This is a genomic window from Cognatundibacterium oligocarboniphilum, from assembly GCF_013377855.1.
GTDB classification, from domain to species: Bacteria; Pseudomonadota; Gammaproteobacteria; order Burkholderiales; family Burkholderiaceae_D; genus Undibacterium; species Undibacterium oligocarboniphilum.
The window spans coordinates 241,991-256,931 of sequence record NZ_JABXYJ010000006.1 but is presented as its reverse complement, the minus strand read 5'-3'; the positions used below and the strand labels follow the sequence as shown (position 1 = coordinate 256,931).

The following is a 14,941-nucleotide window of genomic DNA, read 5'->3' as shown; positions in this document are numbered from 1 at the left end:
AGGGTCAAAAACCTCAGCTTGCTGAGGTTTTTTTGTGGATCGTCAGAAACCGTCAGCATCCTGTGCTGCGAAGAAAAAGTGTGTAAAGGTGCGATAATGAAGACCGTTTCCTTCCGCATTTTTGTATGACATGAATTTTAAAATTCCAGAATCGGTACTGGTCGTTATTTACACTCCGGAAAAAGAGGTCCTGTTGATGGAGCGTGCCGACCGGCCCGGCTTCTGGCAATCCGTGACCGGCTCCAGAGATACAGTGGATGAGCCTTTGCGAACCACTGCTCTGCGCGAAGTCAGGGAAGAGACCGGGATTGACGCTGCGCAGTATGCGCTGACTGACTGGCAATTGTCGAATGTGTATGAGATTTATCCGGTCTGGCGCCACCGTTATGCGCCGGGTGTGACGCATAATACGGAGCATGTATTCGGATTGTGCCTGCCAGTGCGACAGCCGGTGACGCTGGCACCCAGAGAGCATCTGCAATACCAGTGGCTGCCGTGGCAAGAGGCGGCGGACCGCTGTTTCTCTGCGTCGAATGCAGAAGCCATCTTATTGTTGCCTGATTTTATTCCTGCCTGAACCTGCGATGAAACTCAGTATTGCGACTTACAACATCCACAAAGGTGTCAGCGTCTTCGGGCGGCAGGCACGCATACACCGGATTAAAGAGGCGATTTCCGCGCTGAATGCCGATCTGATTTTTCTGCAGGAAGTGCAGGGACAACACGATCATCATGCCCGGCGCCATGCGCATTGGCCGCAGGAAGCGCAGCATGAGTTTCTGGCAGGAGAATCGCATCATGCGGCATACGGCATGAATGCGGTGTATCAGCATGGGCATCATGGCAATGCCCTGCTGAGCCGTTTTCCAATTGCGGCATATGCCAATCACGATGTTTCCGATCATGCTTATGAACAGCGCGGTATCCTGCATGCCGTGGTGCATACCGGCGCTCATGAATTGCATTGTTTCGTGATTCATCTGGGCTTGTTTGCTGCCAGCAGGCGGCGTCAGATTCAGGCGCTGATCGAGACGATACGCCGCGATACGCCGGCGGACGCGCCTTTGATCATTGCCGGTGATTTCAATGACTGGAATCAACGCCTGAGCGCCGCGCTGTATGAGCAGTTGGGCGTGGTTGAGGCGTTTGACGATCGCGCCCCGCATGATGTTTCCCGTCTGTCGCGCAGCGGGCTGGGGCATCTGTTCCGCCGGTCGCAGAATCTGCATGCCCGCACCTTTCCCGCCGGATTTCCCTGGCTATGCCTTGACCGGGTCTATGTCCGTGGTTTTGATGTACGTCAGGCTCATGTGATGAACGGTGCGCCGTGGAAGGATTTATCGGATCATGTCCCCCTCTGGGCGCATCTGGAGCTGCAGGCAGAGCGTTAAATCATGCGGAAAATTGAATACATCGACGGCAATCAGGTACATTTACTGCACTGCGGCGGCGAGTATTTTTCGGCATTGCTGGCAGCGATCAGTCATGCCCGGCATGAAGTGTATCTGGAAACCTATATTTTTTCGGATGATGCCGTTGCTGCGCAAATCCGTGATGCCTTGATCGGCGCGGCGCGGCGCGGGGTGGTGGTCAGGGTGGTGATTGACTGGCTGGGCAGCGGCCGCGATCTGGCAGTGAAGCTGATGTGGCAGTTGATTGCGCATGGCGTGGAATGCCGTTGTTTCAATCCCTGGTTCCGGCGCGGGCTGGCCCGCACGCACCGCAAAATCTGCGTCACCGATCAGCAATCTGCATTGCTGGGCGGACTCAATATCATTGGCGATTATGTGTCGGATGACGGAAAAAAACAGGCATTACCTTTTCCGCGTTGGGATTTTGCGGTCCGGATTCATGGTCCGCTGGTGACCCATATTCATCTGGAAGCCGAGGCGCAATGGTTGCGCATCGGTAGTCTGAAGCTGCGTTCCCGCATCGATCTGATGCGCGATCTGCGGGCGGATGCCCGGGTTGCCAGCACACCGCGCAGCCGGGCAGCGCTGGTCGTGCGGGACAATCTGCGCAACCGGGCAACGATACAGAAGGCTTATCTGCACGCACTGGGCAATGCGCACCGGCGCGCGGTTCTGGTCACGCCGTATTTTGCACCGGGTCGTAAGTTTCGCCGTGCCCTGATTTCAGCAGCTGGCCGCGGGGTGGAGGTGATTTTGCTGATCGGGGTCGAACAGTTTGCGCTGCAGGATGCGGTCGCCCATTCCTATTACCCGAAACTGCTGAGCAAGGGAGTGCGGATTATTGAATACCGCAAAACCCAGCTGCATGCCAAAGTGGCGGTGATTGATGACGACTGGGCAACAGTCGGTTCCAGCAATTTTGACGGCCTGAGTCTGTTTGTGAACCACGAAGCCAATATCGTGATCCGCGATCCGCAGTTTAACCGTTTGCTGACTGCCGAGCTGGAGCAGGGGATTGCCGATGGCGTCGAGGTGGATATTGCCGCTTATCAGCATCATCCCTGGTATCAGCGCGCCTGGTATGGACTGGCCTACCTGCTGTACCGCGGTGTGATGCGGATTGCGACGCTGGGGAATTACGGATGAAGCTGTTTGGCGTAGATTTCACATCGGCACCGTCGCGCAGGAAAGCCATCACGATTGCCAGCGGCATCTGGAAACAAGAGGTTTTGCAGGTACAGGAATTGTATCGGTTGACGGATTTCGGCAGTTTTGAACAATGGCTGCAGCAGGATGGCCCGTGGCTGGCCGGTTTTGACCTGCCGTTTTCGCTACCGCGTGAACTGGTGCAGACTCTGGCGTGGCCTTTGCAATGGGCGGAGCTGATGCGGCATCTGCAGACTGTGCCGCGTGCCGAACTGCGGGCGCAGTGCAAGGCGTTTTGCGATGCCCGTCCTGCCGGGCAGAAATTTGCCCATCGCCAGACCGACCGGCCTGCCGGATCATCGCCTTCGATGAAATGGGTCAATCCGCCGGTTGCTTACATGCTGCATGCCGGTGCGCCCCGGTTGCTGCAGGCTGGCGTCAGCATTCCGGGGATGGTGACCGGCGATCCGCAGCGCATTGCTGTCGAGGCTTATCCCGGCATGGTGGCGCGCAGTGTGACAAAAAATTCTTACAAAAGCGATGACCCTGCCAAGCACACCATTGCCAGACGCGATGCCCGGAGGCAGATCGTCGCTGCGCTGGAAGCCGGTGCGACGCCCTGGCGTATCCGCGTCAACTGCTCTGCCGTCAGGGAGTCGCTGATCGAAGATGGCAGCGCCGATTTGCTCGATGCTGTGTTGTGCCAGATGCTCGCTGCATGGTCGTGGCAGCGCCGGGAGCAGCAGTTTGGCATGCCGCTGTTTGACCCGCTCGAAGGCTGGATTGCAGGCTGCGATGTGCTGATACCCGTCTGAAGAGACCGATGTCGGGTAGATCACCTGCACCCTGCTTGTTCCGTGCAGATACCTCTTGCAACTGCCGGTTGCCACATCAGAAGTGAGATCACCTGAGTAATGAAATATACTCCAGGGGAGTATATTGTAATCTCCAGTAAATTCCAGGACGACAGGACGTTTTTATTAAAAATCAGGGGGAGTATATTGAATTGATCCTGCTGACACAGAGACATTGCTTTGTCGCTGACGAGTGTAGTGCTGTATTCACTTCGTATAGGCAGGATTATCCGGATTAAAGCGGTTTATTGTTCTGTTGTGGCAGCGCGGATGCCGTAACTGATGAAGCGTAGCAGGTACGGAGTGGCGTGCTGCAACGGGGCTTCGTGTTCATCCAGATGCGACAGGCGGGTATCGACCACGTGATGGAGCAAGGCGCCCAACATAAACTGATAGCTCCAGCGGATGCTGTCGTTGCTGGCATGCGGCAGAGCGTCGCGTAATGCCGCAATGCATTCCCGCGCCATCGGCTCGTAAAAATCTCTGGCCACGCGCTCGCTGGCTTCGTGCTGGTCAATCGCGCCGCGCATCACCACACGGCAGAAATACTGGCCCTCGGGATGCTGATTCAGCTCCAGCGTGGGCAGCACAAACGCGGCGATGACGGCATCGAGCATATTTCCGCCGGTATGCCGCCGCCGCGCATCCCGTAGTTGGTTCAGGCGGTTGCCCAGATAACTGCTGTGGTATTCAAAAATCGCATGGTACAGCGCATTTTTAGCGCCGAAATAATAGCCGACCAGCGCGATCGGCACCGCTGCTTCGTGTGCAATATCGCGGATCGACACGCCTTCGTAGCTCTGCGCGGCGAAGCATTTCTCTGCCGCAATCAGGATCGCGCGCTTTCTTCCGTTTAGATCTTCCACTGAACTCATGACCGGTTCTCCGCTCCGCGCGTATGCGGCAACTTACTTGACTGAATTGTACGATCGTTCGTAAAACTGTCTATGCGCGCCGCAACATGGGATGTCCGGTGCAGATCCCGCTTTCGTAGCATAAATGCCTTGTATTTGCCTGCGGGCTGCAATACATTGCATCAAAATAGAATGGACGTACGGAATAATCCTGATCAGGCGATCTGCAGTCTGATGCGGCGTGCCGCCGGCAACCGTTTTCCCGCAATATGAATGAGAAATACATGAGCGATACCACCCGTATTGATAAATGGCTTTGGGCTGCCCGTTTTTTCAAAACCCGCAGTCTCGCCACCCATGCTGTCGAACTGGGACGGGTGCAGCAGAATGGTCAGCGCGTGAAACCGGCGCACAACGTCAAAGCCGGTGATCTGATTGAAGTGCAGCAGGGAGAGCAGCAATGGCAGATCAGGGTGTTACGCATTCTTGACATGCGTGGTCCGGCTGCTGTGGCGCAGACCATGTACCAGGAAACGCCTGACAGTCTGGCAAAACGGACTCAGGCAGCAGAAGACAGAAAATATTTCCGTGAACCTGCAGCAGCCATGCAGGGGCGCCCGACCAAGCGTGATCGCCGGCAAATCGATCTGGCGAGGGGCTGACGTGCTGCCCGCAGCAGATGCTTGTGCGGCACAATCACACAGGAGACGCTTATTCAATATCAAGACCAGTAACCAGGCGGCAAACTGTCACGTGCCGTCGTGCCGGGAAATTCAGGTGCAGACCGGAATGCCGTGCCTGAGGAGGAAACATAATAGATACTCTCCTCTAAAGGCGGATTCCGGTTTGACTTTTCATGCGCTGTGCATAATAGTACGAGCGTTCGATTAATTCACTGATTTGCATCATGAGTGTGATAGTGAAATATTTCAACATAAACAACACAATATGAATATGACATCGAAATTCATGCGTAAGGGAGAATTGACCCGTGCTGCCATTCTGGATGTAGCGCTCGACGCCGCCAGCCGGGATGGTATCGAAGGTCTGACGATCGGCCTGCTGGCCGACAAGATGAACATGAGTAAATCCGGCGTGTTTGCCCATTTTGGCTCACGCGAGGATTTGCAGATCGAAGTGCTGAAACTGTATCACCATCACTTCGAACAGGAAGTGTTCTACCCGAGCATGAAAGAAGAGCGCGGCCTGCCGCGTTTGCAATCGATGTATGCGTTGTGGATCAAGCGCGTGACGGTGGAAATTGCGTCCGGCTGCATTTATATCAGTGGTGCGGCGGAATACGACGACCGCCCCGGCCCGATCCGCGATGAGCTGGTCGGCATGGTGCGCGCGTGGCAGGGCGCCCTGCACCGGGCGGCCACTCAGGCGATACAGCTGGGGCATTTGCGTGCCGATGTTGATCCCGACCAGATTGTGTATGAAATGTACGGCCTGATACTCGCCTTGCACCACGATGCCAGATTCCTGCGTAAGCCGGGCAGTGTGGATAGAGCCCAGGCCGGCTTTGAGCGAATGATCGAATATTACGCACCGGTCGCCGCATCCGTCTGACAGGGGCGGGCGCAGCACAGTGCATCAGGTTTTATCCAGTCAAGCAGTATAAAAATTTTTTAGTCTTTCAATCTACAGTTCCAACTTTGCCGTCAGGAGAAAATTATGGGTCAATATATCGCTCCATTGCGTGATATGCAGTTTGTGTTGCACGAATTATTGAATGTGGAGTCCGAGCTCAAACAGCTGCCAGCGCACGCTGAAGTCGATGCTGACATCATCAACCAGATTTTGGAAGAAGGCGGCAAATTCACATCTGAAGTGCTGTTCCCGCTGAATCATTCCGGTGATCGCGAAGGCTGTCATCACGACAAAGCAACTCACACTGTCACCACGCCAAAAGGCTTTAAAGAAGCCTATGAGCAGTACATTACTGCTGGCTGGCCGGCATTGTCCTGCGACCCGGAATACGGTGGTCAGGGCTTGCCACTGGTCGTCAACAATTCTTTCTACGAAATGCTGAATTCGGCGAATCAGGCATGGTCCATGTATCCAGGTCTGTCGCACGGCGCTTACGAGTGTATCCATGAACACGGCACAGCAGAACAGAAAGCGCTGTACCTGCCTAAACTGATTTCCGGAGAATGGACCGGCACCATGTGCCTGACCGAACCACACTGCGGTACCGATCTGGGTCTGCTGCGTTCCAAAGCAGAACCACAGGCAGATGGCACCTACAAAATTACCGGCGCCAAGATTTTCATCTCTGCTGGCGAACACGATATGTCCAAAAACATCGTCCATCTGGTGCTGGCACGTCTGCCAGGCGCACCGGAAGGCTCGAAAGGCATTTCCCTGTTTATCGTACCGAAATTCCTGCCGAACGCCGATGGCTCCAATGGTGCGCGCAACCCGATTTTCTGCGGTGCGATCGAAGAAAAAATGGGTATCCACGCCAACTCCACCTGCCAGATGAATCTGGACGGCGCAACCGGCTGGCTGATCGGCGGTCCGCACAAAGGGCTGAACGCGATGTTCGTGTTCATGAATGCAGCACGACTGGGCGTTGGCATGCAAGGTCTGGGTCTGACTGAAGTCGCTTACCAGAACGCGCTGGTGTATGCGAAAGATCGCATCCAGATGCGCAGCCTGTCCGGCCCGAAAGCGCTGGACAAACCAGCTGACCCGATCATTGTGCACGCTGACGTGCGCCGTATGTTGCTGACCGCGAAAGCCTATGCGGAAGGTGCGCGCGCATTCTGCTCTTACGTTGCGTTGCTGCTCGACAAAGAACTGAATCATCCTGACGAAGAAATTCGTAAAGACTGTGCCGATGAAGTCGCGTTGCTGACGCCGGTCATCAAAGCCTTCATCACCGACAACGCATGGACAGCGACTTCCGAGTGCCTGCAAGTGTATGGCGGCCACGGTTTCATCGCTGAATGGGGTATGGAACAATATGTGCGCGACGCCCGCATCAACATGATCTACGAAGGCACCAACACCGTACAGTCGCTCGATTTGCTGGGTCGTAAGATCCTGATGGACAACGGCGCCAAGCTGCGTAAATTCGGCGCTAAAGTACAGGCGTTTGTCGAGGCGAACGGCACGAACGAAGCAATGGCTGAATTCGTGACGCCGCTGGCAGAATTGGGCGACAAGGTCACCAAACTCACAATGGAAATCGGCATGAAAGCCTTCCAGAATCCGGATGAAGTCGGGGCTGCCGCTGTTCCTTACCTGCGCGTGGTCGGCCACATGGTGTACAGCTACTTCTTCGCCCAGATGGCAAAAATCGCACTGGAAAAAGAAGCCTCCGGCGACACTTTCTACAAGGCAAAGCTGGCAACTATCCGTTTCTATTTCGCCCGTTTGTATCCTGAAACAGCCATGCTGATCCGCCAGGCACGTTCCGGCTCTGCCAACCTGTTGTCGCTCGAAGCAGATTTGTTCTGAAGTTGGCAGGCGCTCTTCCTGTGAGGGAGGGGCGCAGAATCAGGGTGACGGCACGGAACCGATGTCATCAGATTGAAGTTCTTGCGTAGCAGAATGGTGCCGGCAGCACCGGGTCGTCACCGCATTCCGTTTTCTTGCATTCAGCGGAAGAAAGCGGGAGTCCAAAGATAATTTGCTTTTCGTTGTTTTACGAATTTAACCGAGGTTAAAAATGACCAATTTCATCGTTAAAAAAGTCGCTGTTCTCGGCGCTGGCGTGATGGGTGCGCAGATCGCCGCACATTGCGTGAATGCCAAAGTGCCCGTCGTTCTGTTTGACCTGCCCGCCAAAGAGGGCCCGAAAAACGGTATCGTGCTGCGTGCGATTGAAAACCTGAAGAAACTCAATCCGGCACCGCTGGGCAACAAAGACGATGCCGCCCTGATCGAAGTCGCCAACTACGAAGACAACCTCGACGTACTCGCCGGTTGCGATCTGATCATTGAAGCGATCGCTGAACGCATGGACTGGAAACACGACCTGTACAAAAAGGTCGCACCACACATCGCGCCAAACGCGATCTTTGCATCGAACACATCCGGTCTGTCGATCACTGCTTTGTCCGAAGGCTTTGATACTGAACTGAAAGCACGTTTCTGCGGCGTGCACTTCTTCAACCCACCACGCTATATGCATCTGGTGGAACTGATTCCTACTGTGTCTACCCGTGCCGAAATCATCGACCAGCTCGAAGGTTTCCTGACAACCACGTTGGGTAAAGGCGTCGTCCGTGCCAAAGACACACCGAACTTCATCGCAAACCGCGTGGGCATTTTCGGTATGCTGGCAACGATTTATGAAGCAGAAAAATTTGGTCTGACTGTCGACGTCGTCGATGATCTGACAGGCAAAAAGCTGGGTCGTGCATCGTCCGGTACTTTCCGTACTGCTGACGTGGTTGGTCTGGATACCATGGGTCATGTGATCAAGACCATGCAGGATAATCTGGCAGATGATCCTTTCTTCGAGGTCTACAAAACACCGGAAGTGCTGGCCAAGCTGGTGGCTGCCGGTGCGCTCGGTTCCAAAACCGGTGCTGGCTTCTACAAAAAAGTGGGTAAAGATATTCAGCGTCTGGACTTCGCGACAGCACAGTACGTGACTGGCGGCGCGAAAGCAGACGACGTTGTTGCCCGCATGCTGAAAGAAAAAGATCCGGTCAAGAAAATGAAAACTTTGCGTGAATCGACCAATGTACAGGCGCAGTTCCTGTGGGCGATTTTCCGTGATGCTTTCCACTACATCGCTGTACACGGCGCAACGATTGCTGACAATGCTCGCGACATCGACTTTGCAATGCGCTGGGGTTTCGGCTGGAATGTCGGCCCGTTCGAAACATGGCAGGCATCCGGCTGGCAGGAAGTAGCTGGCTGGGTCAAGGAAGATATCGATGCCGGCAAGGCGCTGTGCAACGCACCTCTGCCAGCCTGGGTATTCGACGGCCGTACTGGCGTGCATAGCTCTGAAGGTTCCTGGTCGCCAGCAAGTAGCACTTATGTACCGCGTTCCAAACTGGCTGTGTATGACCGTCAGGCATTCCGCGCACCGGTACTCGGTACCGGCGCTGCGACCGGTGCGAATGCCGGCACGACTTTCTTCGAAGATGATTCCGTCCGTATCTGGCACCAGAATGACGACGTACTGATCCTTTCGATGAAAACCAAGATGCATGTGATTGGCCCAGGCGTCATCGAAGGTATGGAAAAAGCGATTGCCGAGGCTGAGAAAAACTTCAAAGGTCTGGTGATCTGGAGTGCCGACGCAGCCGATGGTGGCGCCTTCTCTGCCGGTGCCGACTTGCAGGCGATGCTGCCGTTGTTCATGTCCGGCGGTATCAAGGCGATTGAGCCTGCGATCTCCCGTCTGCAAAATGCCCATCAGGCATTGAAGTACGCCAACATTCCGGTGGTGGCAGCGGTTTCCGGTCTGGCGCTGGGCGGCGGTTGTGAATTGATGATGCATGCTGCAAAACGCGTGGCATCGATCGAATCTTATATCGGTCTGGTCGAAGTCGGTGTCGGTCTGGTTCCTGGTGGCGGTGGTCTGAAAGAAGCAGCAGTACGTGCGGCAGCGGATGCCAAAGGCACCGACTTGCTGCAATTCCTGAAAAACTATTTCACCAATGCAGCGACAGCAGCGGTATCCAAATCGGCGCTGGAAGCGAAGAAAATGGGTTACCTGTCCGACAGCGATGTGATTGTGTTTAACCCTTATGAGCTGCTGCATGTGGCGAAGGTCGAAGCACGTGCCATGTTCGACGCCGGTTATCGCGCGCCGATGAAGAAACTGGTGCCGGTCACTGGCCGTCACGGCATTGCTACCATCGCCGCACAACTGATCAATATGCGCGACGGCGGCTTTATCTCTGCGCATGATTATAAGCTTGGCAAGATGATTGCAGAGGTCGTTTGCGGTGGCGACATCGACAATGGCAGCCTGGTCAGCGAACAATGGTTGCTCGACATGGAACGTAAGGCGTTTATGGAATTGCTGAATCATCCAAAAACACAGGAACGTATCATGGGCATGATGCAAACTGGCAAACCAGTACGTAACTAATCGGAGTACATAACATGACTAAACAACTTCAAGACGCATACATCGTCTCTGCTACCCGTACCCCGATCGGTAAATCTGGCCGCGGTATGTTCCGTAACACCCGTCCGGACGATCTGCTGGTGCGCGTATTGCAATCGGCAATGGCACAAGTGCCTAACCTGGATCCGAAACTGGTAGAAGACGCGATTGTCGGCTGCTCCTTCCCGGAAGGTGCACAGGGCCTGAATCTGGCGCGGATGGGCGTATTGCTGGCCGGCCTGCCGAACACCATCGGTGGCGTGACAATCAACCGTTACTGTGCTTCCGGCATCACCGCGGTCGCGATGGCTGCTGACCGTATCCGTGTTGGTCAAGCTGACGTGATGATTGCTGCGGGTGTTGAATCGATGTCCATGGTGCCGATGATGGGCAATAATCCATCGATGAACATGGCGATTCTGAAAGATGAAAACGTCGGCATGGCATACGGCATGGGTCTGACTGCAGAAAAAGTCGCACAGCAATGGAAAGTGTCGCGTGAAGCGCAGGATGCATTTGCGCTGCAGTCTCACCAGCGTGCTATCGCTGCTCAGAACGCTGGCTACTTCGATGCAGAGACAACTTCTGTCGATATTATCGACCGTGTGCCGAATCTGGCAACCGGCGAAATCGAACTGAAAACCCGTACCGTGACACGCGATGAAGGCGCGCGTCCTGACACCACGCTGGAAGGTCTGGCAAAACTGAAGCCGGTATTCGCCGCCAAAGGCAGCGTTACTGCGGGTAACAGCTCCCAGACTTCTGACGGCGCCGGCGCACTGCTGATCGTCAGCGAAAAAATCCTGAAGCAGTTCAACCTGACACCGCTGGCACGTTTCGCATCCTTTGCAGTGCGTGGCGTACCACCGGAAATCATGGGTATCGGCCCGAAAGAAGCGATTCCGGCTGCCTGCCGTGCCGCTGGCATTACACAAGATCAGATCGACTGGTTCGAGCTGAATGAAGCGTTTGCAGCACAATCGCTGGCAGTGGTGCAGGACCTCGGTCTCGATCCGGCCAAAGTGAATCCGATGGGCGGTGCGATTGCACTCGGCCATCCACTGGGAGCAACCGGTGCGATCCGTTCTGCAACCACGATTCACGCACTGCATCGTAACAACCTGAAATACGGTATGGTCACGATGTGTGTGGGTACCGGTATGGGCGCAGCAGGTATCTTCGAACGCTGCTGATTAATTAATCAGGTTCAACCGATATTCAGCAGGTATCCGGCAAAACCGCACAAATCTGATTTGTGCGGTTTTTTTTAGGAGGCGAGATGGAGACCATACAGATTCTGACGACAGATCAGAAAATACTGACCGCTAAACGATATACCCCTGCAACAGCGGCAACCGCCGTGGTGCTGATTCCGGCGGCAATGGGCGTCAAGCAGCAATTCTATGCCCCGTTTGCGCAATTCCTGTGCGAACACGGCATGGCGGTACTGAGTTTCGATTACCGTGGTATGGGCGAGTCGCTCCCTGCCGAATATCAGCAATCCCTGCGTGGATTTAACGCGACACTGAATGACTGGGCCGAACTCGACTACAACGCTGCATTGCTGGCTGCACGAGCCTGGCAACCGGATGTACCGTTGCTGGTGGTCGGTCATTCGCTGGGCGGCCAGCTGGCAGGCCTGACGCCGGATAATCACCTGATCGACGGCCTGCTGACGATCGGTTGCGGTACCGGCTACTGGCGTGATAACGCACCGCAACTCAAGCGTCACGTCTGGCTTTTATGGTATTTTCTGGTACCGTTTTACACATCGATTTGCGGTTATTTCCCCGGAAAGAAGCTGCGTAAGGTCGGTAACCTGCCGAAGGGCGTGATTTATCAGTGGGCGCGCTGGTGCCGCGATCACCGTTATTTCGTCGATCAGTCAGGCCAGGCAATGCAAACCTATCATCATCAGATGCGAGCTCCGGTGCTGTGCATGAGCTTTACTGACGACGAGATGATGGGACGGAAAAATATCGACAGCCTGCACGATTATTTCCGCCATGCTCGCGTCGAACGACGTTATATCCGGCCGCAGGATGTCGATGCTGAACGGATAGGGCACTTCGGCTTTTTCCGCAGCGAGTTCCGCGACAGCCTCTGGCAACAGGCTTTACAATGGCTGTCGGCCACCCCGGCACAGGCTTCAATCTCACAATAAGAGACAACAACATCATGGATATTCTGACTCACAAAGAAAACGGCATTCTGACGATCAGCTTCAATCGTCCGGAAAAGAAAAACGCGATTACCCAGGCGATGTACCAGGCGATGGCCGATGCACTGCGTGCTGCTGAAAACGACACGGCCGTACGAGCGATTCTGCTGACCGGGAAGCCGGAAATTTTTACAGCCGGTAACGATCTGGAAGACTTTATGAAAAATGCCGGCGGACTGGCGAATCCCGACGCGGTGCCTCCGGTATACCAGTTCATGCGCGCCCTGAATGAAGCCGAAAAACCGGTGATTGCCGCTGTGTCCGGCGCGGCGGTCGGTATCGGCACCACGCTGCTGATGCACTGCGATCTGATCTATCTGGCGGATAACGCCAGATTGTCGATGCCGTTCACGCAACTTGGACTGTGTCCGGAATTCGCCTCCAGCATGATTTTCCAGCAGATCGTCGGCTACCAGCGCGCTGCTGAGAAACTGATGCTGGGTGAAGCCTTCAGTGCGCAGGAAGCCTACGACATGGGCTTCGTCAACAAGGTGCTACCGCTCGATGAATTGCTGCCGTATGCCCAGCAGGTTGCTACCAAGCTGGTGACTTTACCCGCCGCTTCTATCCGTGTCACCAAGCGTCTGATGAAGGCTAACCGGCCTGCCGCGGTCAGCGATAAAATGCTGGAAGAAAATCAGCATTTTTCCGTCATGCTGAATGCCCCGGAAGCGAAAGAGGCGTTTATGGCATTTTTCCAGAAACGCAAACCGGATTTCAGCCAGTTTCACTGAGTCTACAAGATTGGCATTGCATCCCTGTCTGTCCGGAAAACACGCCCTGCAAGCTGCATATTTGCCGTGAAAACAAAAAGCCGCCTGAATGCGGCTTTTTGTTTTTCTGCAGATGTCAGAAATAGACAAGGCTATTATTTGCGCGGATCCGCATTTGCCAGCTCAGGCCGGTTCCACCATCCGCCGCCCAGTGCCTGGAACAGGGCGACGCTGTCGCTGTAGCGCGCGGCCTGATTTTGCAGCAGGCTGAGGCGTGATTGCTGCCATGCCTGTTCTGCGATTAACACCGGTGCGATGGGAATGGCGCCGAGCCGGAATTGTTCGCGCGTCAGCTTCAGGTTTTTGGCGGCGATGCTTTCGGCCGAGGCGGCCACGCTGACGGCCTTGCTGTCGGCATCGAGTGCATACAGCGTATCGGCGACGTTCTGGAAGGCGCTCAGTACGGTGGTTTTGTACTGGGCTGCGGCCTGATCCAGCGCGGCTTCGGCGGCATTCTGCTTGTGTTTCAGATTGCCGAAATCGAACAGCGTTTGCGTCGCGTTGCCGGTGACCGACCAGAACTGGTTACCGGAAGCGAACATGCTGCTGAAAACGGTGGCGGTGCCGCCGTCGGTTGCACTCAGCGAAAACTGCGGCAGCCGATTGGCCAGCGCCACGCCGACCTGAGCGCTGGCGGCATGTACGCTGGCTTCCGCTGCGCGGATATCGGGACGTTGTTCTATCAGCTGCGATGGCAGGCTGACCGGCAGTTCCGCCGGCAGCTTCAGATCTGCCAGATCGATCTGCAGCGGCTGCATTTCAGCCGGCGTTACACCGGTCAATACGGCCAGCAGATCGCGCGTCTGATCGAGCTGCTTCTGCAGCGGCGGCAGGGCCAGTTTCGCCTGCGCCAGCGCGGTTTCCTGCGCGGCGATATCGAGCGCGCTGGCAAAGCCGGCGGCCGCCTGACGACGCGTGCCTTCCAGCGCGCTTTCAGCAGCGCGGATGATCTCCTGATTGGCCTGAATCTGCGCACGCACCAGCGCCAGTTGAATCGCATTGCTGACCACGTTCGAGGCCAGCGTCAGATAGGTGGCTTCCAGCTGGAATTGCTGCACTTCTTGCTGTGCCGTGAGCGACTCCACCGTGCGCCGGTTCAGACCGAACACGTCGGGTACAAAACTGATGTTCAGCTGGGCGGTGTGCAGGGTATACACCGGGTCGCCGGTGGTCAGCGTCGGCGATATCGTGCCGACAGCATTCCTTTGCTTGCTCGGCGAATAGCTGGCTTGCAAGGTCGGGAAATAGCTGCTGCGCTGCGCTTCGGCGGTTTCCCTGGCCTGACGCAATGCGGCGCGCGCGCCGTCTATGCCGGGGTTATGGCTGAAGGCGGCGGCCACCAGTTGGTTGATCGTTTCTGAACCGAATGCGGTCCACCATTGCGCGTCGATGGTTTTGCTGGCAATCAGTTGTTGCTGCGGAGCCTCTGCCGAACCGGCTTCACCGGTCTGCGTGACAGCGCGCGTCGTGTAGCTGCTGGTTTGTGGTGTTGCCGGGCGTTGAAAGTCGGGGCCGACGGCGCAGCCGCCGAGCAGCGCTGCCAGCAGCGCCGGCAACGCAGCCTTGGAGGGCATTGTATAAAAAATAGACTTCATC

Annotated in this window: 13 protein-coding genes; 11 read left to right on the top strand and 2 right to left on the bottom strand. The window is 55.6% G+C overall.

The genetic code is table 11. The features are described 5' to 3' along the window. Positions 1–130: 130 nt before the first annotated feature. The 4 genes from nudB to HV832_RS12395 are packed head-to-tail and all read left to right on the top strand — an operon-like array spanning position 131 to position 3,373. Complete coding sequence (gene nudB / locus HV832_RS12410) at positions 131–577, top strand: dihydroneopterin triphosphate diphosphatase (RefSeq protein WP_176804155.1); 447 nt, start codon at positions 131–133, stop codon at positions 575–577. Between the two features lie 7 nt (positions 578–584). Further along, positions 585–1,391 (top strand): endonuclease/exonuclease/phosphatase family protein, encoded by an 807-nt coding sequence (locus tag HV832_RS12405; protein WP_176804154.1) that lies wholly within the window; start codon positions 585–587, stop codon positions 1,389–1,391. Between the two features lie 3 nt (positions 1,392–1,394). Further along, entirely contained in the window at positions 1,395–2,558 is a 1,164-nt protein-coding gene (gene clsB, locus HV832_RS12400; protein WP_176804153.1) for a cardiolipin synthase ClsB, read from the top strand. After that, on the top strand, positions 2,555–3,373 hold the full coding sequence (locus HV832_RS12395; RefSeq protein WP_176804152.1) for a DUF429 domain-containing protein: 819 nt from the start codon (positions 2,555–2,557) through the stop codon (positions 3,371–3,373). Before clsB ends, HV832_RS12395 begins: the two co-directional genes overlap by 4 nt. A gap of 284 nt (positions 3,374–3,657) precedes the next feature. On the opposite strand, the gene HV832_RS12390 is transcribed toward HV832_RS12395, so the two are convergent. Further along, positions 3,658–4,287: a TetR/AcrR family transcriptional regulator gene (locus HV832_RS12390; protein WP_176804151.1), complete on the bottom strand. Its 630-nt coding sequence runs from the start codon at positions 4,285–4,287 to the stop codon at positions 3,658–3,660. Positions 4,288–4,550: 263 nt separating this feature from the next. Here HV832_RS12390 and HV832_RS12385 point away from each other — a divergent pair, with 263 nt between their 5' ends. From HV832_RS12385 to HV832_RS12355, 7 genes are all read left to right on the top strand, one after another. Next, positions 4,551–4,928 carry an RNA-binding S4 domain-containing protein gene (locus tag HV832_RS12385; protein ID WP_176804150.1) on the top strand — a complete coding sequence of 126 codons (378 nt, stop codon included), beginning with the start codon at positions 4,551–4,553 and terminating at the stop codon, positions 4,926–4,928. Between the two features lie 307 nt (positions 4,929–5,235). Next, entirely contained in the window at positions 5,236–5,838 is a 603-nt protein-coding gene (locus HV832_RS12380; protein WP_176804307.1) for a TetR/AcrR family transcriptional regulator, read from the top strand. Positions 5,839–5,943: 105 nt separating this feature from the next. Then, a complete protein-coding gene (locus HV832_RS12375) occupies positions 5,944–7,734 on the top strand; it encodes an acyl-CoA dehydrogenase C-terminal domain-containing protein (protein ID WP_176804149.1) in 1,791 nt (596 codons plus the stop codon). A gap of 211 nt (positions 7,735–7,945) precedes the next feature. Further along, a complete protein-coding gene (locus HV832_RS12370) occupies positions 7,946–10,333 on the top strand; it encodes a 3-hydroxyacyl-CoA dehydrogenase/enoyl-CoA hydratase family protein (RefSeq protein WP_176804148.1) in 2,388 nt (795 codons plus the stop codon). Between the two features lie 14 nt (positions 10,334–10,347). Then, positions 10,348–11,544: an acetyl-CoA C-acyltransferase gene (locus HV832_RS12365; RefSeq protein ID WP_176804147.1), complete on the top strand. Its 1,197-nt coding sequence runs from the start codon at positions 10,348–10,350 to the stop codon at positions 11,542–11,544. 86 nt (positions 11,545–11,630) lie between these two features. Continuing rightward, complete coding sequence (locus tag HV832_RS12360) at positions 11,631–12,515, top strand: alpha/beta hydrolase family protein (RefSeq protein ID WP_176804146.1); 885 nt, start codon at positions 11,631–11,633, stop codon at positions 12,513–12,515. Between the two features lie 14 nt (positions 12,516–12,529). Continuing rightward, complete coding sequence (locus HV832_RS12355; RefSeq protein WP_176804145.1) at positions 12,530–13,306, top strand: enoyl-CoA hydratase; 777 nt, start codon at positions 12,530–12,532, stop codon at positions 13,304–13,306. A 134-nt stretch (positions 13,307–13,440) separates the two neighbouring features. Here HV832_RS12355 and HV832_RS12350 read toward each other — a convergent pair whose 3' ends face one another. Next, positions 13,441–14,940, bottom strand: a complete 1,500-nt coding sequence (locus HV832_RS12350) for an efflux transporter outer membrane subunit (RefSeq protein WP_223827271.1) — start codon at positions 14,938–14,940, stop codon at positions 13,441–13,443. Between the last annotated feature and the right edge of the window lies 1 nt (position 14,941).